The organism is Flaviflagellibacter deserti, assembly GCF_042652085.1.
Classification (GTDB): domain Bacteria; phylum Pseudomonadota; class Alphaproteobacteria; order Rhizobiales; family Methylopilaceae; genus Flaviflagellibacter; species Flaviflagellibacter deserti.
In genome coordinates, this window is sequence record NZ_JBHSJF010000006.1 from 1,489,204 (window position 1) to 1,506,992 (window position 17,789).

The window sequence follows — 17,789 nt, forward strand, 5'->3', positions numbered from 1 at the left end:
TACGGTAGACGGGAACGTTTACGTGACGTCGGCCATCGCCCGCGGAACATAAGTGACGAAGTCGAAAGCGTGGTCGTCGGCCTCGCCCGCTTCGTGGCGGGCGCGGCTTTCCTCCACCCATTGGCCGGGGTCGAGCTCCGGGAAGAAGGCGTCGCCGCGGGGATCGGCGTGGATCTCCGTCACGTGGATGCGGCGCGCCTGCGATAGAAGCTGTGCGAAGATGTCGCCGCCGCCGATCACCGCGATCTCGTCGGAGCCAAGCTCCACCGCAATCTGCCTCGCGCGCTCGACGGCGCATTCGACGGAATGGACGACATGCGCGCCTTCCGCCACGAAGCCCGCGTCGCGGGTGACCACGATGGATTCGCGGCCTGGCAGAGGCTTGCCGATCGACTTCCATGTCTTGCGGCCCATGATCATGGGCTTGCCCCAGGTCAGCGCCTTGAAGCGCTTCAGATCGCTGCGGACATGCCACGGCATGTCGCCGTTGTGGCCGATGACGCGGTTGTCGGCCATCGCGACCACAAAGACGATATCCGGGATCATGCGCCCTTCTCCGCCAGCCTGTTCAGCGCCTCGCCGCTCACCCGGCAGCCCGTCCAGCCATCTGTCATCACCGCTCCCTGCGATTTGTAGAACTCGATGGACGGCGTGTTCCAGTCGAGGACCGACCATTCGAACCGGGTCAGATTCTCATCAACGCAGCGACGGGCCAAATGGATCAACAGCGCCTTGCCGATCCCTTTGCCACGCGCTTCGGGACGGACGTAGAGGTCTTCGAGATAGAGACCGCCGCGACCGGTGAAGGTCGAGAACGTATAATACCACAGCGCCTGCCCGACCGGCTCGCCGTCCCATTCGGATATCTCGCAAAAGACGCGCGGCGATGGCCCAAACAGGGCCGCGTCTATCAGCTCCTCGGTCGCGAGAACCTCGTGTGTCAGCTTCTCGTATTCTGCGAGTTCATGGACGAGACGCAGGATGAGCGCCGCGTCGCCGGGACGCGCGGGGCGGATGGTGAGGGTCATCGGGAAACCTGGTGAGGAATGTCCGGCGTGTTGTCAGGCAACACGCCGGGAACGGCAAGGCCGTCAGATCGCGATCGGCGCCTTGATCGTGGCGTGCGGCTCGTAGCCGACGATCTCGATATCCTCGAATTTGAAATCGAACAGCGAGCGCACCGCCGGATTGAGCCGAAGCGTCGGCAGCGGTCGCGGTTCGCGGGCAAGCTGTTCGCGCGCCTGATCGACGTGGTTCAGATAAAGATGCGCATCGCCCAGAGTGTGGACGAAATCGCCCGGCTTCAGCCCCGTGACCTGCGCGATCATCTGCGTCAGCAGCGCATAGGAAGCGATGTTGAACGGCACGCCGAGGAAGATGTCAGCGGAACGCTGATAGAGCTGGCAGGACAGCCTGCCGTCGGCAACGTAAAACTGGAACAGGCAATGGCACGGCGCGAGCGCCATCTTGTCGAGATCGGCCGGGTTCCAGGCTGAGACGATCATGCGTCGCGAATTCGGATTGCTGCGGATCTCGTTCAGCACGTCGCTGATCTGGTCGATCGTCGTGCCGTCAGGCGTCGCCCACGAGCGCCATTGTTTGCCGTAGACCGGGCCGAGATTGCCGTCGGCATCCGCCCATTCGTCCCAGATCGTGACCTTGTTGTCCTGCAGGTAGCGCACATTGGTGTCGCCCTTCAGGAACCAGAGAAGCTCATGGATGATCGAGCGCAGATGCAGCTTCTTCGTGGTGACGAGCGGAAAGCCTTCCGACAGGTCGAAACGCATCTGATGGCCGAACACCGACAATGTCCCGGTGCCGGTGCGGTCGCCCTTTTGCGCGCCTTCGTCGAAGGCGCGGCGGAGTAGATCGAGATAGGCCTGCATCTGCGTCGAGTCCCGCGCGCTGGTCGCGCTTATTTATACCGCGCCCGGGGGCCGCAAAACCCCTGCCCGACCCTTCTGAACAGAAAGGTCGGCGACTAGGTCACGTCGGTCCACGACGAGAATGCCGCCGCCTGCCCGCGATCGACCCCGGTGCCGTCGATCAACTGCCAGACCACCGCCCGCTCGATCCGGAAGCGGCGACCGGACTTCGCGATTCTGATCCCACTGTAGTCGTCGATGAAGCTCTTCGCTGCGACCCTGTCCAGCAGGCGCTGGCGCTCGGCCCTGTCCGGAAGCTCGGCCGAAAGCCTCGACGGCAGACCGACGAATTCGTTCCAGTCATATTCGAACAGGGTCTGCGCGGTCCGGTTCGCATACACGAACGTCGGATCCGTGCCGCCATCGTGTGCGAGCAGGACGAAAGGCGCGTGCTCATAGAGCCAGCGCGGCCCCTGATCTACGGGCATCAGCGGGCGCCCGACGATCCTGAGATGGCTTCCGGTCAGAAGGTCGAAGAAAGAACGGTCCAGAGCGACATCCGGAACCGCGTGTTTCGTTTGGCTGTCCATGCAGTCCCTTCCGCCCTTTCTGAACGAAAACCCGGACGAGGCGTTCACAGCCCGTTCAGCAGCGATTTCCTATTAATGCGCTGCAAGGGTTCAATTTTGACCTTCAGGAGATGTCCATGCGTAAGTTTGCAGCCAGCGCGCTGATGGCGCTGAGCCTCGGGCTCGGCTTCGCCGCCGTGGCCGGCACAGCCCCCGCCAGCGCCCAGGGTATCGTGATCACGCCGAACGGCGTCCGCGTCTATCCCGGCGATGCCGGCTATGATCGTTACGACCGCCGCTGGCGCCGCAATGTCGACCAGCGCGACGCGATTTTCATCGCCCGCCGCAACGGCGTCGAGCGTGTCCGCTCGGTCTCGCGCAATCGCGGCGACTGGGTGGTCGTCGGCACCGCCCGTCGCGGACCCGGCAACCTGCGCGTTCGCATCGACGACCGCTCGGGCCGCGTGATCAGCGTCACCCGCGTCGTTCGCTGAGCCGAACGAGGAATCCAAACGGCGGGCTCCCATGCCCGCCGTTTTATTCATCTCGTCAGATAGGTCGAGAGAAACGCCCAGTCGTTGACGATCATGTGCAGCAGGATCGGCGCGAATACCCCGCCGGATTTCTCGCGCAGCCAGCCGAGCGCGAAGGCGAGCGGCAGGACGAGCAGCGGATACATCATCGTCGGCTCGAAATGCATGGCCGAGAACAGCACCGAGACGACGATCAGCGACGGCGCATAGCCCCACCGCTCGCGGAACGCGGTGTAGAGGAAGCCACGGAAGACGAGTTCCTCGCCGATCGGCGCGAGGACCATGATCACCACCGCGGAGATCGCCAGGGCGAGCGGATCCTGCGCCAGCCCGAAGAGTTGCTGGATCGAGGGATACATCTCGGCGAGCCGGCCCTCGACCAATGCGACGAGGACGATGAAGCCGAGCGCCCACAGCATCGGCTTGAGCGGCACGCTGAAATTGATCGCGAGGAGCCTGCGGATTCCTCCGCCGCCTCGAATCGCCGCGAGTGCGACGATCAGCGGAATGAGCAGGAAGCTCCAGGTCGCGGCCAGCAGCCACGAAAACCTCTCGCCCAGTTGAGCGAGCCCGGTCGCCTCTTCCGGCGAATCGAGTGCGTCGAGAAAACTCTGCCAGCCGCCGCCGTGCAGCAGTCCGGTCGCCACGAAAGCCACCGCGAAAGCGATCGCGATCCCCATGATCATGATCGCAAGCACGAGGAGGATGGATACGAAGGGGCCGAATGGCCGGACGCCGGACGCCGATTCCCGTGGCGCCGTCTCGACGGACGGCAGCATCGATATTTCGGTGGTCATGGTCATGGCGAACGGTCCTTGCCTTGGTGAAGCACTTTCCGTCAGTCGTCGAATGGTCGCGAAACGTTCACCGGTCCACCGAATTCCGCCGCAAAGCCTTTGCGTCGGCGACTCAAATCCCTATATTTCACGTGCTGGCTTCGGCCAGATATGGCGATAAACGGCCTACGTAATAAGCCTTTCGGACCCGGGGGCAGTGCCCGGCGCCTCCACCAGAATCCGTTTTCAGCGGATTGCGGCGGGGGCGAAACAGGATCGACGAGGGTGTAAAGGTTGCGCTTTTGCTCGGCATTGTACCGCCGTTATCGGGCTAAATTTGTAGTTGCCAACGACAACTATGCTCCGGTTGCCCAGGCTGCGTAACGCAGTTTGAGTACCGAAATCAAAGTCCTGGCGGGCTAGCACTCGTCAGGCGGGGTTCGGAGGCACCTGGCAACAGAAGCCTCCACTTAACTCCGCTTCGGCATTGCTGGGGCGGCCTGATTTCGGATCCGGTCGCAAGCGGCGGAGCATGGCAACGGACCTTATTCGTTACGACCTATTGGCGCAGGAGGCCCTGCGTGGAGTCGTGCGTCGCGTTCTCGAGGACGTCGCCCGGACAGGCGTGCCCGGCGAGCACCATTTCTATATCTCCTTCAACACCGAGTTTCCCGGGGTCCGGATCTCGCCGCGCCTGCGCGAGAAGTATCCGGAGGAGATGACGATCATCCTCCAGCATCAGTTCTGGGACCTTTCGGTCGGCGAGAACGGCTTCGAGGTCGGCCTGTCCTTCTCGAACGTGCCTGAGAAGCTCTACGTGCCGTTCGACGCGATCACCGGCTTCTTCGACCCATCGGTGAAGTTCGGCCTGAAGTTCGAGGCGCTCAATCAGGTGCCGACCGACGAGAAGGCCACCGAGAAGCCGGAGAAGGCGACGGGACCGCGCGATCTGCCTCGCGGCGCCGGAAGCGAACCGGCCGTTTCGCCGCCCGCGCCAGCGCAGACGGGACGCAAGAAAAGCGAGAAGGCGTCGGTCGAGACTCTGGCGGCCGCCGAAACGCCGAGCGTCCAGGCCAACCCGCCGGACACCGGCGGCGCCGAAATCGTCAGCCTCGACAAATTCCGGAAAAAATAACGGGCTAAGCCCGGCTCCATCAGCGGGCACATCCCGCCTCGCCGCGGGAGGGCGAGTTCCATGACGAAGACGCGTACCGAAACAGATACGTTCGGCCCTATCGAGGTCGCCACCGACCGTTACTGGGGCGCACAGGCGCAGCGATCCCTCGGCAATTTCAAGATCGGCTGGGAAAAGCAGCCGCTGCCAATCGTCCGCGCGCTCGGCATCGTCAAGCGCGCCGCAGCCGAGGTGAACATGGACCTCGGCCGGCTCGATCCGGCGCTCGGCCGCGCCATCGTGCAGGCAGCGCAGGAGGTCATCGAAGGCAAGCTCGACGCGCATTTCCCGCTCGCAGTCTGGCAGACCGGCTCCGGCACGCAATCGAACATGAACGCCAACGAGGTGGTGTCGAACCGCGCCATCGAGATCCTCGGCGGCGAGATGGGCTCGAAGAAGCCCGTCCATCCGAACGACCACGTCAATATGAGCCAGTCGTCGAACGACACCTATCCGACGGCGATGCACATCGCCTGCGCGGAGGAGATCGTCCACCGGCTCCTGCCGGCGCTGCAGATGCTGCGCAACGCCCTGAACGACAAGGCGAACCAATGGGCGGGCATCATCAAGATCGGCCGCACCCATACACAGGACGCAACACCTTTGACGCTGGGTCAGGAGTTTTCGGGCTACACCCAGCAGGTCGAGAACGGCATCGCCCGGATCGAAAGTACCCTGCCCGCGCTGATGCAGCTCGCCCAGGGCGGCACCGCCGTCGGCACGGGGCTAAACGCGCCGGTCGGCTTCGCCGAGGCGGTGGCGGACCGGATCGCACAGATCACCGGGCTGAAGTTCACCTCGGCGCCGAACAAGTTCGAAGCGTTGGCGGCCCACGATGCAATGGTGTTCTCGCACGGTGCCATCAACACGGTGGCGGCGTCGCTGTTCAAGATCGCCAACGACATTCGCCTGCTCGGCTCCGGTCCGCGCTCGGGCCTCGGCGAGCTTGCGTTGCCGGAAAACGAGCCGGGCTCCTCGATCATGCCGGGCAAGGTGAACCCGACGCAGTGCGAGGCGCTGACACAGGTCTGCATACAGGTGTTCGGCAACCAAGCCGCCATCACCTTCGCCGGCAGCCAGGGCCATTTCGAGCTGAACGTCTTCAACCCGGTGATGGCCTACAATTTCCTGCAGTCGGTCAGGTTGATGGCGGACGCCGCAATCTCCTTCACCGAGAACTGCGTCGTCGGCATCGAGCCGCGCGAGGACAACATCAAGTCGGCGCTGGAGCGCTCGCTGATGCTCGTCACCGCGCTCGCGCCGAAGATCGGCTACGACAACGCTGCCAAGATCGCCAAGACCGCGCACAAGAACGGCACGACGCTCCGCGAGGAAGCCGTCGGCGGCGGCTACGTGACCGACGCGGAATTCGATGAGTTGGTTCGCCCGGAGAAGATGGTCGGGCCAGGTTGATTTCTCACCTGATGCGCATGCGATATGCGCATCAGAACGGAGTGATCGCGATGAGCTCGAAACGGGCTGTGAATCTGTCGGTGGATGCTGAGCTTCTCGATGAGGCGAAGGCGATGGGAATCAATCTATCGCATCTGGCGGAAGCGGCACTCTCGAAGGCCATTCGACTTGAGAGAGAGCGGCGTTGGCGCGCGGAAAATCGCACCGCGCTGGAGGACTTCGACAGATACGTAAGCGAGCACGGCGTTTTCGGCTAGGAATGGCGGAGCCTCTGAATGCGCCAGTTCGACGTCTTCGAGAACGAGAGCGCGCGCTCGCGGGAACGTGCGCCATACCTGCTGGCCCTTCCCGGCGGGTACTTTCTGGATCGGCGGACGGTTATCGCGCCTCTTATTGGCGCTGAATTGCTGAAACCGGTCCAGCGGCTTAATCCGCGTTTTGAAATCGAGGGCGCCGCCGTTTTGCTTTCGCCGTTGGAGATCGTGAATATTCTGACATCCGAACTGCGGCGGCTGGTGCAGAACCTCGAACCGGAACGCACCGCAATTGCCGCCGCGCTCGATCTGCTCTTCACCGGGATCTGACCGATGGCCGATCTGATCAACCTCAACCGTTTCCGCAAGGACAAGGCCCGCGCCGACAAAAAGGCGAAAGCGACCGAAAATCGGGCCGCTTTCGGCCGGACCAAAACCGAGAAGTCGACGGCAAGCGCGCGCGAGGAACAGGCCCGGCGCCTCATCGATCAGCACCGGATCGACAAGGACCCCGAGTGAGCGGCGTCCGCAAGCGCTCGATCGAGATCGCTGGGCACCGGACCAGCATCACGCTCGAGGACGATTTCTGGACAGCCCTTCAGGAGATCGGCCATCGGCGCGAGGTCACTCTCCGCGCGCTCGTCGCGGAGATCGACGGCAACCGCGGCGAGAACAATCTCTCGTCGGCGATCAGACTGTACGTGCTTCGCTATTACCGCGACGAGGCTGCCGGCGCGGCGCGCTGACGGAGAAAGTCGAGCGGCGATCCCTCGTCCGAGCGCCCCGGCGGGCGGGGACGCGGCGTCGCCGGAGGCGGAGGCGATGACGCCGCCGCGGGAGGAGGCACGATCGCGGACGGCGCCGCTGCGGGCGGCGTCGCGGACGTAACCGGCGAATTCCTCGGCATCGGCATCACCTGGATCGGCGGAGGCAGCGCGGGCAACGGCACCTGCCCCGTACTCTCGGTGATCGCGCGGATGCGGGCCTCCTCGGCCTCTTCGGCGGCGCGCTTGGCCTCCTCCTCCGCCGCGATCCGCTCCCGCTCCGCCCTCTCCGCTTCCATCTTCTCGACGCGGGCGACCTCGCGCTCCAACGCGCGGACGGTCAGCGTGTTGGCGAAAGTGGTCGTATCGAGTGTCCGGACCGGCGCCTGGATCGGACCGGAGAACATGATGTCGGCCTGCGGAACCTTGTCGTCGGCGATGTCGGCCAGCGAACGCGGGCGTATCGTGATGTCGCCGGTGACATTGGCCTTGGTCAGATCGATCGTCGCCGAAGCCGTGGCGTTGGCGGCGGGACCGGTCACCGCCGCGTTCTGCGCTCGCAGAACGCCCGCGCCGATCGTGAACGACGTCGTCGCTTCAGATACGCCGAGATCGCCGAGCAGAAGTTCGGTCTGGAAGCGGTTGCCGATCTGGGCCGGATTGGCATTGCCGGCCCCGTTTCCCGCCTCCATGGACTGGAGGGTGCGCTCGAACGCGCCGGGATCGAGCGCGGCGAAACGGCCGTCGCGAAGCGTGGCCGTGCCGCTGCCCGAGAGATTGGCGATGACGTCCGAAAGGCTGGCGCCATTACCCAGCACGTCGGCCGAGACATTGAGGCGGCCCACGACGGCGGGGCGATCGGACGACCAGACGAGATCCCGCGCCTCGGCATCGGTCAGGGCCATGCGCGCGGCGACCGAGGTATCGTTCTCCATCCGGCGCAGGCTAAGACTGCCCTTGAGTTCGCCGCCGGCGAGAACGCCCCTCACGTCCTGCAGAGCGAATTCGTTCTTGCCGACCGACACGGTGAAGGCGGCCTTGCCGGCGACATAACCCGGCAGGAGTTCGAGCGCGTCGGTCGTCACGTCGACCTTGCCGCTCGTCCCTTCGAGGAGCCCCGGAGCGATCGGCCCGGTCGGCCAGCCAGCGGGATCGGCCCCGCTGACGACGAGCGGCCCGAGGCCGGTCGCGAGAAGCTCGCTCAGGCTGAGCGAGGTGACCGACAGATTGCCCGAGACGCCGTTCTTGCCGCCATAACCAAGGCTGCCATTGATCGCACGGCCCTGCACGAAGCCACTCGCCTTCGCCAGCCGCCAGCCGTCGTCGGCGATGCTGAGATCGCCGGTCACGTTGAACGGGATCGACGGCAGGCTGCCCGGTGCCGCACGACCCAGCATGATCGCGAAATGCCCGGCATCCTCGGTGCCCGCTTCGAGGTGGCCGGCGAGCAGCGGCTTGCCGGAGGGATCGTAGGTGCCCCTGAACGCGCCGGTCGTGCCGTTGGCCATGAACTTGGCCTGGGCGGTTGGCTTGTCCTTGCCGTTGTTCAGGATGCTCGCCTCGACGCTCGCCGGACCGCTTGCATCGATCGCGACGACCGGCAGGCCGAGCTGCGCGAGAAGCCTGGCCTGGTTGTCGGACGACGCCCTCAGGGTGGCCGTGAGCGTCGGCGCGACATTACGCGGATCGGCGCCGAGATCGAGATCGACCGTCGAACCGCCGAGGCTGCCGCGCACCTTTCCGGAAAGCTTCGTCGATTTCGGATCGGAGGTGACCGTAGCCGTCAGCGCCGCCGGCGCGAGAAGATCGGTGCGCGCGGCGAAGGCGTCGACGAGCGCGGCCGGAGCCGGCGTCTTCCTCAGGACCGCGACCAGCCCGTCGAGCCTGGCGGCATTGATCTTCGCGTCCATCCTGCCGTCGGGACGGCCGTCCTTCTCGCCGATCCTGCCCTTGGCCTCGATCCTTGCGCCGCCGAGATCGGCGACGTTCAGGCGGCGGATGTCGACCGCGCCGGACGACGCCGACAGATCCACGTCGACCTTGCTCCACGGCACCTTGGCGAAGGTCATCTGGTTCGCCTTCAGCGTCAGGTCCACGTTCGCGTTCTGCACGCCGGACAGCGAGGCGAAGCGCTGGATATCGATCGCGTCGAGATCGAGCCTGTCGGCACTAAGTTTGGCTTCGAGCTTCGGCGTCTTGCCGTCCTCGCCGCTCCAGGCGACGCGGCCGCTGAGGTCGGCGCCGTCGGCGGTCATCCGGAAGTCCTGCAGGACGTATGCGTCGGCACGGACCGCGATATCGCCGTCGACCTTGAGGCGACGCACCGCGATGTCGGAGCGCGTCGCCGTCGCGCCTTCGAGCCAGCGCACGAGGCTCGGCATGTTGGAGACATCGACCGACAACAGGCCGGCATAACCCGGGCCGCCCTCGAAGGTCACGGCCCCGGCAGTCTTCACGTCGCCGCCGCCCGGCGCGCGGAAGGCGAGATTGTCGATGGTCCAGCCGGTCCGGCTGTTCGAGACCTCGGCGCGGAGATTCTGGACGATGTCGCCGGCCAGCACCACGCCCTCGGCTGAGAGCCGGAGCTGGAGATTGAGCGCGGAGGACGGCGAGACTGGAAGCTGCGCCGAATAGGCCCCGAGCGCGTCGGCCGGGGTCAGCGGCGGGACCTCCTTCGGCCGCGCCAGGCTGCGGTCCACGTCGACCTGGCGAGCGTTGAGGTCGAGCTTGAGCGCCGGCACGCCCCGGAGCGACAGCTCGCCGGTGCCCGACATCAGGGTGCCGCTGCCCTCGTCGCCGAGCTGGACGTCGACCGTGTCGGACACCAGACGTCGCGGATCGCCCTCGATCTGCGCCTGCAGCTTCAGCCGCGAGCGCGCGGGCCGGTCCTCGGCCGCCTCGCCCGGCGGGATCACATAGACAGCCTTGCCCTTGATGCGCGGCAGCGCGCCGAGCGTCAGCGATCCGTCGACCGACAGCGTGCCGCCATCCGGTCCCTCGACCGCCAGTTCGACACGGCCATTGCCGGCCTGGTCGAACTCGCCCGTCCCCGCCCGCAGCGAATAACGCTGGCCGTCGACCGTGCCCGAGCCCTGCAGCTTCAGCGGTCCCGCCAGCGCAGCCGCCTCGCCGTCGAGCGCAAGGTTGTCGATGGTGATCATGCGATTGGCCGCCGGATCGGCCAAAGTCAGCTTCGATCTGGTGATCGACAGCTTCTCGACACGGACGCGGTCGAGATCCTCGCGCGACACACCGCCGTTGCGCACCGGCAGCGTCACCTCGCCATTGGCGGCGAGCGCCGTCTTCAGGTTCGCACCGTCGATGCGCAGATTGCTGACATGGTAGCTTCCGCTGAGCAGTGGCATCAGTGCCATGTCGAGCGAGAACGAATCCGCCTCGAGCTTGGCGGAATCCCATTCGTCCCCGGCGACGACATTGCCGAAGCGGATGCGCGGGCTCGGCAGGATGCGCGCCTCGACATCGCCCAGCACGCGCACCGGCACGCCCATGACGCGGCTCGCCTGCGCCTCGAACGAGGAGCGATAGGTCGTCCAGTCAATGAACAGCGGCCCGATCAGCGCGGTGGCCAATGCCAGCAGAAGCGCGATGCCGAGACCGGTCAGCGTGTTGGTCACGTTAAGAAGCGCCCCGCCCCTTCGCCCCAGAACCTATGCGCCGGATCCCCCGGCGCGGTCGCATTCGTTCAATATGACTGCAACATGGTGAGAAAGCGACAGCCTGCGCGTGTCAGGCCCGCGATCTCACTGCATTGAACACGTCGAACACCGATTTCGCGCCGAACAGCACGAACATCGCCCCGGTGATGCGGGTGATGATGCGGTGGTGGCGCGAGACCACGTTTCGGATCGGCGACAGCCCGGCCATCCACAACAGGAGCGCATAGGCCAGCACGAAGCCGACGATCGCCGCCAGCATGAAGGCCGGCGCGTCCGACCAGGTCAGGCTCGACGCGAACGGCGCGGTCAGCGCGGTGAACATCGCCACCGCGACCGGATAGGCCTTCGGATTGGTGATGCCGAACAGGAAGCCCGTGCGCGCCGGATTGATCGCGCCGATCGCCGTCGTCTCCGCATCGCCCGACTGCCGGATCGCCTGCCAGCCCAGCCAGATCAGATAGAGCCCGCAGGCGACGCCCAGCACGTCGAACAGCGTGTGCCCCAACTGGCTGACGCCGACGATCGCGAGAATGGCCAGCGAGCACCAGACCGTGTCGCCGAACAGATGCGCACCGATGAACCGGGCGCCATGCTTGCGGCCGGACAGCGCCGTCAGCGTGAACATCGCGAGCACCGCCGGACCGGGCGAAATGCCGTAGACGAAACCGGCTGAGAAGGATGCGACGAGAGCTTGGGGTGTCATGGCGAACGAACAAGAAAGAAGGTCGCGAGTTTGTAGCCTGTAACGGAGCGATGACAAATGGCTTTGGCGAAGGAGACACTGGAGAATGCCGCGCGATGCGGCTATGCGGCGCGCGGGATCGTCTACCTCCTGGTCGGCGGACTTTCGCTTCTCGCCGCCATCGGCGCGGGCGGCATGAGCGGCGGCTCGACCGACGCCCTGCGCGAATTGATGAACCAGCCCTTCGGCGGCGTTCTCCTGGCCGTCGTCGCCGCCGGCCTCCTCGCCTTCGCGCTCTGGCGGCTCGTCGAGGCGCTGAGCGATGCCGACGGCCACGGCACCGGCGCGAAGGGACTCGCGGTGCGGGGCGCCCATCTCGTCAGCTCCGCCCTTCATTTCGGACTGGCGGCCTGGGCCATCCAGCTCTCGCTCGGCATCGGCTCGTCGGGCGGCGGAGACGGCGCGCAGGACTGGACGCGCTGGCTGCTGTCGCAGCCTTTCGGCCCCTGGCTGGTCGCCGCGGCCGGCATCGCCGTCGTCGTCGCCGGCGGCGCGATGCTCGTCCGCGCCTGGACGGCCGCGTTCCGCAAAAGGCTGCGCTGCGGCCGCGACGAGGAAACCTGGCTCATCCCGCTCGGCCGCGCCGGCTATGCGGCGCGAGGCGTCACCTTCCTTATCGTCGGCGCCCTGCTCGTCCTCGCCGCCTGGACCCACGATCCATCGGCCGCGAAGGGACTTGGCGGCGCGCTCCAGACCCTGCGCGAGCAGCCCTATGGCTGGGCCCTGCTCGCCCTCGTATCGGCCGGCCTGTTCGCCTTCGGCGCCTTCGCCATCGCCCAGGCCTTCTACCGCAGGATCGATCCGCCCGAGCCACGCCTGAACACGCGCCGGCTAAAAACGGCCTAGGGGCACAAAGAAGGGCCGCCCCGTCGGGACGGCCCTTTCGGGCGCCGCTTGGCGTGGATCTCCTCCGGTCAGGCAGGAGGATAACGCCCTTCAAACGACCCTCACTGCGCCTTCGGCTGCTGCTTCACGGCCTTCTTCGGCTGCACCGTCGTCGCGGCGCGTATCTCCAGTGAAGCCGGAACCTCGAAGCGGCGCTCCATCTTCGCATTGTGCTCGCGGACGAAGGCATACATGCCGTTCTGGTTGTTGCGGGAGTCCTTCCAGGCCAGGGCCGGCGTGGCGCCGACGACCAGAGCGGCAGCGGCAAGGATCAGGGTCTTGTTCGTGGTCATAGTCATCTCCTCCGATGGTGTCAGCCAGTGTTGGCTGGCGTGAGAAGAAGATGGGGGCGGAAGGGTCTGAAGCGGTAGACCAAGCCTCCGGCAGAATTGCACGATTCTATCGAACGTGCGGGCGGCTGATACAGAAACCGACAATTTTGATGCGGTTGGATTACATGATCCTGACGCGGCGGCGATTACAGGCGATTGCTTCTCGCTCGTAATTGCCGTCGTCCGCTAGCCGGGCGAGCCAGCTCGAAATACCGCGCCATCGGACCATGGAATGACGTTCACTCGTCCTTCGGAGCCGCCCGTGACACGAGCTCGCGATATTCCAGAACCGGCAGTCCACCCAAGCCCCAGCTGTCCAGCTCCACCTCGTCTATGATGACGAATGTCGTATTCCGCGGTTTACCGAGCACCTCGAACAGTAGGTCGCTCACTCCCTTGATGAGCGCGGCCTTCTGCTCCGGTGTCGTGCTGAAGGCGCCTGGCGCGGTGCCTTCGCGCGTCACCTTGATGTTCACATAGGGCATTGTCGTTCTCCTTCAGGTTGGATCGATCACCAATGGCCGGCGTGCTGGCCGCCGTCGACGTTCAGGGTCTCGCCTGTCACGAAGCTCGCCTGTTCCAGATAGCGGATCGCATCGACGACATCCCGGACCTCGCCCATGCGTCCGACCGGATGCAGGGCGCCGAGCGCGGCGTGCGTCTCCGGCGGGTTCATAGGCGTCTTGATGATGCCCGGCGCCACCGCGTTCACGCGGATACCGCTCCTGGCATATTCGATCGCCAGCGAACGCGTCACCGCGTCGAGGCCGCCTTTGGTCAGGGCCGCGAGGCCCGACGGAAGCGCGGTCATCGGCTGGTCGACGAGCGCCGTCGTGATCTGGACGATATGCCCGCTGCCCTGCCGCAGCATCTGCGGGACGGCGAGCTGGGTCACGTGGAAGAAGCCGCGCACGTTGACGTCGAGGACGTTGGCGAAGTCGTCCGGCGTGTAGTCGGTGAACGGTTTGCCGATGAAGATGCCGGCATTGTTGATCAAGGTATCGATCCGCCCGAAGCGCTCGATCGCCGTCTTGACCACCAGCGCCGCCACCTCGCGATCGCCGATATTGCCGGGGACCGCGACCACGCCATCGTCTTGCGAGGGTTTGATGCTGCGCGAATTGGCGACGACGGCGAAGCCGTCCTTGCGATACGCCTCGACGATGGCCGCTCCGATGCCCTGCGAGGCTCCGGTGACGATTGCGACTTTCTGCTCTGTTCTCATGATGAGTTACCTCTGGAAATGCGCGTTGGCGCGGGTTGTCGAATGAAGGTTTTGGGATCGCTCAGGCCTGCGGGCCGATGACGAGAAGCTTGCCGCGCTCGAAGTGCCTCAGGCGGTCGCTTAGCCCGAACTGGGCGAAGACGTCGGCGAGTTGCGCCTGGGTTTCGCGGAAATGCACCCAGCCCTCGTTGTGCGCGGCGACCAGAGTGGCGTTCGGGAAGGCGTGCGCCGCTTCCAGCGCGTCCTCGCTGCCCATGGTCACGTGGAAGCGGCCGCGCGGCTCGGCGGCGCCGGTGAACAGGATCACGGCGCGGGGCGAGAACTGGCGGGCGACCTCGGCCGTGCCGTCGTACCAGACGGTGTCGCCGGTCACGTAGAGGAGGTCGCCCGGCCTGTCGGTGCCGAGCGCGAAGCCGACGACATCGCCGGAGATCGGCTCGATGCCGACGGGCCCATGCCGCGCGGGCGTTGCCGTGACGAGGAGCCTCTGCCCGCTCGCGCCGGTCAGGGACACCGTCTCGAACGGCGCCAGTCCCCGAGCATTGCCGCCGAGGCGCTCCGCCCCAACCCTGGTCGTGTAGGTCACGCGAACCGTTGGCAGCATCGCGCGGCCGGAATCGTCGAGATTGTCGAAATGCTGGTCGTGGCTGAGCAGCACGGCGTCGAGCCGCCCGACCTCCTCGACCGAAAGCGCGGGGCCGGAGGTCTTCTCGAACCGGACCGGCGGTCCCTCGCGGTACAGGCCCGGAGGGTCGAAAGTCGGGTCGGTCAGCAGGCGCAGTCCGTCATATTCGATCAGGACCGTCGGGCCGCCGATGAGCGTCAGTTTCAGGTCTTGGGAGGACATCCGGACACCTCGTGTTTGTCGGTGCCCAAATGAATAGGGTCGTTCACACCTGCGCAAAATTCGCTATTCTTGCGCAATGGCTGAGCAAAAACGCACAGACCTCGATTGGGAGGACCTCCGCGTCTTCCTCGCGCTGGGCCGGCATGGCAGCCTGTCGGCGGCGGCGCGCACGCTCGCGATCAATCACGCCACCGTCGCGCGCCGGATCAAGGCGCTGGAGGCCTCGCTCGGGGAAAGGCTCGTCGAACGGCGGCCGGACGGCTATGTCCTGACGCCCGCCGGCACGCGCACGCTCGCTGCGGCGAGCGACATGGAAGCCGCCGCCCAGACGCTCGGCCGCGCCGGCACCGACGACGCCCCGCGCGGCCTCGTACGGATCAACGCCTCTCCGGCGCTCTCCCAAGGCTTCCTGATCGCCCGGCTGGCCAGGATCCCCGTCGAATATCCCGGGCTCGACATCGATCTCGCTACCGATCTCCGCGCCGTCAGCCTGGAACGGCACGAGACGGATATCGCCATCCGGCTCGGTCGCCCGCAGGACAGCTATCTGATCGCCCGCCAGCTCGCGACCATTGGATACGGCTTCTACGGCACGCCTGCTGTCTGCGACGAGGTCGAGGCGGGGGCGGATCCGATCTTCGTCGGCTTCGACGAGGTCAACGCCGATATTCCCGAGGCCGCCTGGCTGTCGCGTCACTTCCCCCGAGCGCGCGTCTCGTTCCGTGCCAACAACCAGGTCGCACAGGCCACCGCCGCCAAGGCGAACGCCGGTCTCGCTTTGCTTCCTCATTATATCGGGCGGCAGGAGAACGGCCTGCGCCCCTGCAGACTTGAGCCCCTCCCGCCGCCACGCGAGGTCTGGATTCTGACACGGCGCCAGGACCGAAAGAATTCGCCGGTCCGAACGGTGGCCGACAAGCTCGGTGAAATGTTCGCGAGCGAGCGAGCGCTTTTTGAAACTTTCATCGAGGGCGGAGCGAACGCTGATTTCCGCCAGTTATAAGTGGAAGTTCGTCCGAGGACGCTTGCCGGATACCGCCGGCGATCGCGCCCTACCCCTCCTGAACGCGCACCCGCAGCCCCAGCGTCAGCGGCAGCGCCACGGCACACAACGCCGCCATCCCGAAGAACGCCGGCGCACCGTACCGGGCATAGAGCGCGCCCGCCGTGAGCGTCAGCAGCCCCGTCGCCGCACTGACGGCGAGCGCGTAGACCGCCTGCCCGGTCGCCGCGAGCTGCGGCGGCACGGTCTGCGCCAGCAGCCTCATGCAGGCGAGATGCAGCAGCGCGAAGGTGAGGCCGTGCAGCGGCTGTACCAGGACGAGCGCCAGCGGATCGACCGACAGAGCCATGACGATCCAGCGGAGCACGCCCGCTGCCGCGGCGATGGCGGCCGCCGCCGCCGGGCCCAGCCGCGCGATCAGCGGCGGGCCGATCAGGAAGAACACGACCACCTCCGCCGCCACCGACAGCGACCACAGCACGCTTGCCAGCCCCGCACTCATGCCCGCCGCATGCCAGCGGATGACCGCGAACACGTCGTGCATGGCATGGCTACCCATCACCAGCGCCGCCACCAGCAGGAGCCGGCGGAACAGCGCGATGCGCAGTAGCGCCGCGAAGCCTCCGGCGGGCGAGCCCGCTTCCTTTGCCGCTTCTTTCGCCACCGGTGCGTCCCGCTTGGACATCACCTCGGGGACGAGCAGAGCGACGAGAGCCGCGCCGGCGAGCAGTCCCGCATGCATCGGGACGATAAGAGCGAGCCCGGCTTCGCCCACCACCTGCCCGGCGATGAGCGTCCCGACGATGAAGGCCGCCGAGCCGGTGCCGCGCACCCAGCCATATTCGAACCTCTTGCCGCCAGCGCGCCCGGACGCCGTGGCCGCGTTCAGGGCCAGCGCATCCGCGAGCGTGGTGACCGGGGCGAGCGCCGCCGCATGGCACAGGCTCACCAGCAGCAACAGCCAGAAGCCCTGCGCCGGAAGCACGCCGAGCGCGACCAAAGCCGCCGTGCCGGTGCAGACGGCGAGCACCGCGCGCCGCGCCGCGACAAGATCGGCCACCCTGCCTGCCAGCGGACCGGACACCAGCCGCACCGCCGTCCCGGCCGCGAACAGCAGGCCGAGCTCTTCCGGCGTCAGCCCGCGCGTCTCGAAGAACCGTGGCCAGAACGGCGAGGTCACCCCGAACGCCGCATACATCAGCGCATAGAGCAGAACGAAGCGCGGCAGCGGATTTGGATACACGGACCCTCGCCGATCTCGACCCTGTGACTGCGCACCCCCGCGTGGCTGCGCTGGAGCGTGACCACCCGCCAACGGGACCGTCGCTTCCCCTAGGAACGCATGGGACCGCGATAACGGTTGCGCACAGGGGGCGAGCGCCTCTCCCCGTTACGGGAGAGGCGACTCGACGCCGGGAGATTCGAGTGCGTGAGGGGAAGCACTCCTCATGCCCGGGCTTGACCAGAGCCAGGCAACGGGCAGCTGGCTGGATTGCCGGGTCAAGCCCGGCAATGACGGAGAATGGGATTTGGCGCACCCGTCTCCCGGTCCGCGCATGGCTCAAATATATTGACAATATTCCTATCTTCTGCTAGTCCTCCATTCATCCTCACCCTGCGAGGGGCGCTGGCCAGGTACCGGCCGGCCGGCGCGGGATGAGGAGCGGCGCCTGCGGGCGGGGTCCGGAACCCCGCTCCCGGGAGGCCGGAGGATGTAGGACGACCGAGAA

Annotated in this window: 21 protein-coding genes and 1 other RNA gene; 10 read left to right on the forward strand and 12 right to left on the reverse strand. The window is 66.2% G+C overall.

Features of this window, described 5'->3' with window-relative positions:
• Window positions 1-18: 18 nt before the first annotated feature.
• From ACFPFW_RS14355 to ACFPFW_RS14370, 4 genes are all read right to left on the reverse strand, one after another.
• A complete protein-coding gene (locus tag ACFPFW_RS14355; RefSeq protein ID WP_114957681.1) occupies window positions 19-546 on the reverse strand; it encodes a dihydrofolate reductase in 528 nt (175 codons plus the stop codon).
• Window positions 543-1,028 (reverse strand): GNAT family N-acetyltransferase, encoded by a 486-nt coding sequence (locus ACFPFW_RS14360; protein WP_114957680.1) that lies wholly within the window; start codon window positions 1,026-1,028, stop codon window positions 543-545. Before ACFPFW_RS14360 ends, ACFPFW_RS14355 begins: the two co-directional genes overlap by 4 nt.
• Before the next feature lie 63 nt (window positions 1,029-1,091).
• Entirely contained in the window at window positions 1,092-1,886 is a 795-nt protein-coding gene (locus tag ACFPFW_RS14365) for a thymidylate synthase (RefSeq protein ID WP_114957679.1), read from the reverse strand.
• 95 nt (window positions 1,887-1,981) lie between these two features.
• Window positions 1,982-2,455, reverse strand: coding sequence for an MEKHLA domain-containing protein (locus tag ACFPFW_RS14370; RefSeq protein ID WP_114957678.1), 474 nt, complete (start codon window positions 2,453-2,455; stop codon window positions 1,982-1,984).
• 116 nt (window positions 2,456-2,571) lie between these two features.
• On the opposite strand from ACFPFW_RS14370, the gene ACFPFW_RS14375 reads away from it, so the two are divergent.
• Complete coding sequence (locus ACFPFW_RS14375) at window positions 2,572-2,928, forward strand: hypothetical protein (RefSeq protein ID WP_114957677.1); 357 nt, start codon at window positions 2,572-2,574, stop codon at window positions 2,926-2,928.
• A 47-nt stretch (window positions 2,929-2,975) separates the two neighbouring features.
• On the opposite strand, the gene ACFPFW_RS14380 is transcribed toward ACFPFW_RS14375, so the two are convergent.
• Window positions 2,976-3,770: a CPBP family intramembrane glutamic endopeptidase gene (locus ACFPFW_RS14380; protein WP_114957676.1), complete on the reverse strand. Its 795-nt coding sequence runs from the start codon at window positions 3,768-3,770 to the stop codon at window positions 2,976-2,978.
• 88 nt (window positions 3,771-3,858) lie between these two features.
• On the opposite strand from ACFPFW_RS14380, the gene ssrA reads away from it, so the two are divergent.
• From ssrA to ACFPFW_RS14415, 7 genes are all read left to right on the forward strand, one after another.
• Window positions 3,859-4,214, forward strand: a transfer-messenger RNA (tmRNA) gene (gene ssrA, locus ACFPFW_RS14385).
• Between the two features lie 61 nt (window positions 4,215-4,275).
• Window positions 4,276-4,878: an SspB family protein gene (locus ACFPFW_RS14390; protein WP_114957675.1), complete on the forward strand. Its 603-nt coding sequence runs from the start codon at window positions 4,276-4,278 to the stop codon at window positions 4,876-4,878.
• Between the two features lie 60 nt (window positions 4,879-4,938).
• Window positions 4,939-6,330, forward strand: coding sequence for a class II fumarate hydratase (gene fumC, locus ACFPFW_RS14395; protein ID WP_114957674.1), 1,392 nt, complete (start codon window positions 4,939-4,941; stop codon window positions 6,328-6,330).
• 50 nt (window positions 6,331-6,380) lie between these two features.
• Window positions 6,381-6,587 (forward strand): type II toxin-antitoxin system CcdA family antitoxin, encoded by a 207-nt coding sequence (locus ACFPFW_RS14400; protein WP_114957772.1) that lies wholly within the window; start codon window positions 6,381-6,383, stop codon window positions 6,585-6,587.
• Between the two features lie 18 nt (window positions 6,588-6,605).
• Window positions 6,606-6,914 (forward strand): CcdB family protein, encoded by a 309-nt coding sequence (locus tag ACFPFW_RS14405; protein WP_114957673.1) that lies wholly within the window; start codon window positions 6,606-6,608, stop codon window positions 6,912-6,914.
• A 3-nt stretch (window positions 6,915-6,917) separates the two neighbouring features.
• Window positions 6,918-7,103 carry a DUF4169 family protein gene (locus tag ACFPFW_RS14410; RefSeq protein ID WP_114957672.1) on the forward strand — a complete coding sequence of 62 codons (186 nt, stop codon included), beginning with the start codon at window positions 6,918-6,920 and terminating at the stop codon, window positions 7,101-7,103.
• Window positions 7,100-7,330: a ribbon-helix-helix domain-containing protein gene (locus tag ACFPFW_RS14415; RefSeq protein WP_114957671.1), complete on the forward strand. Its 231-nt coding sequence runs from the start codon at window positions 7,100-7,102 to the stop codon at window positions 7,328-7,330. Before ACFPFW_RS14410 ends, ACFPFW_RS14415 begins: the two co-directional genes overlap by 4 nt.
• On the opposite strand, the gene ACFPFW_RS14420 is transcribed toward ACFPFW_RS14415, so the two are convergent.
• Together ACFPFW_RS14420 and ACFPFW_RS14425 are read right to left on the reverse strand one after the other, a co-directional pair.
• On the reverse strand, window positions 7,297-10,983 hold the full coding sequence (locus tag ACFPFW_RS14420; RefSeq protein ID WP_114957670.1) for an AsmA family protein: 3,687 nt from the start codon (window positions 10,981-10,983) through the stop codon (window positions 7,297-7,299). The two genes, ACFPFW_RS14415 and ACFPFW_RS14420, sit on opposite strands and share 34 nt — an antisense overlap.
• A gap of 112 nt (window positions 10,984-11,095) precedes the next feature.
• Entirely contained in the window at window positions 11,096-11,728 is a 633-nt protein-coding gene (locus ACFPFW_RS14425; RefSeq protein WP_114957669.1) for a LysE family translocator, read from the reverse strand.
• 57 nt (window positions 11,729-11,785) lie between these two features.
• Between ACFPFW_RS14425 and ACFPFW_RS14430 the strand changes: the two genes are divergently transcribed.
• A complete protein-coding gene (locus tag ACFPFW_RS14430; RefSeq protein WP_114957668.1) occupies window positions 11,786-12,613 on the forward strand; it encodes a DUF1206 domain-containing protein in 828 nt (275 codons plus the stop codon).
• A gap of 101 nt (window positions 12,614-12,714) precedes the next feature.
• Here the strand turns inward: ACFPFW_RS14430 and ACFPFW_RS14435 are convergent, their stop codons facing one another.
• The 4 genes from ACFPFW_RS14435 to ACFPFW_RS14450 all read right to left on the reverse strand — a co-directional run bounded on the left by ACFPFW_RS14435 (window position 12,715) and on the right by ACFPFW_RS14450 (window position 15,056).
• The gene (locus ACFPFW_RS14435; protein WP_114957667.1) at window positions 12,715-12,945 is read right to left on the reverse strand and encodes a hypothetical protein; all 231 of its coding nucleotides are present in this window, start codon (window positions 12,943-12,945) and stop codon (window positions 12,715-12,717) included.
• 278 nt (window positions 12,946-13,223) lie between these two features.
• On the reverse strand, window positions 13,224-13,469 hold the full coding sequence (locus ACFPFW_RS14440; protein ID WP_114957666.1) for a tautomerase family protein: 246 nt from the start codon (window positions 13,467-13,469) through the stop codon (window positions 13,224-13,226).
• Between the two features lie 26 nt (window positions 13,470-13,495).
• A complete protein-coding gene (locus ACFPFW_RS14445) occupies window positions 13,496-14,209 on the reverse strand; it encodes an SDR family NAD(P)-dependent oxidoreductase (protein WP_114957665.1) in 714 nt (237 codons plus the stop codon).
• A 61-nt stretch (window positions 14,210-14,270) separates the two neighbouring features.
• Window positions 14,271-15,056, reverse strand: a complete 786-nt coding sequence (locus ACFPFW_RS14450) for an MBL fold metallo-hydrolase (RefSeq protein ID WP_114957664.1) — start codon at window positions 15,054-15,056, stop codon at window positions 14,271-14,273.
• Window positions 15,057-15,132: 76 nt separating this feature from the next.
• Between ACFPFW_RS14450 and ACFPFW_RS14455 the strand changes: the two genes are divergently transcribed.
• Window positions 15,133-16,059 carry a LysR family transcriptional regulator gene (locus ACFPFW_RS14455; RefSeq protein WP_114957663.1) on the forward strand — a complete coding sequence of 309 codons (927 nt, stop codon included), beginning with the start codon at window positions 15,133-15,135 and terminating at the stop codon, window positions 16,057-16,059.
• Window positions 16,060-16,108: 49 nt separating this feature from the next.
• Here the strand turns inward: ACFPFW_RS14455 and ACFPFW_RS14460 are convergent, their stop codons facing one another.
• A complete protein-coding gene (locus tag ACFPFW_RS14460; protein ID WP_379771257.1) occupies window positions 16,109-17,302 on the reverse strand; it encodes an MFS transporter in 1,194 nt (397 codons plus the stop codon).
• Between the last annotated feature and the right edge of the window lie 487 nt (window positions 17,303-17,789).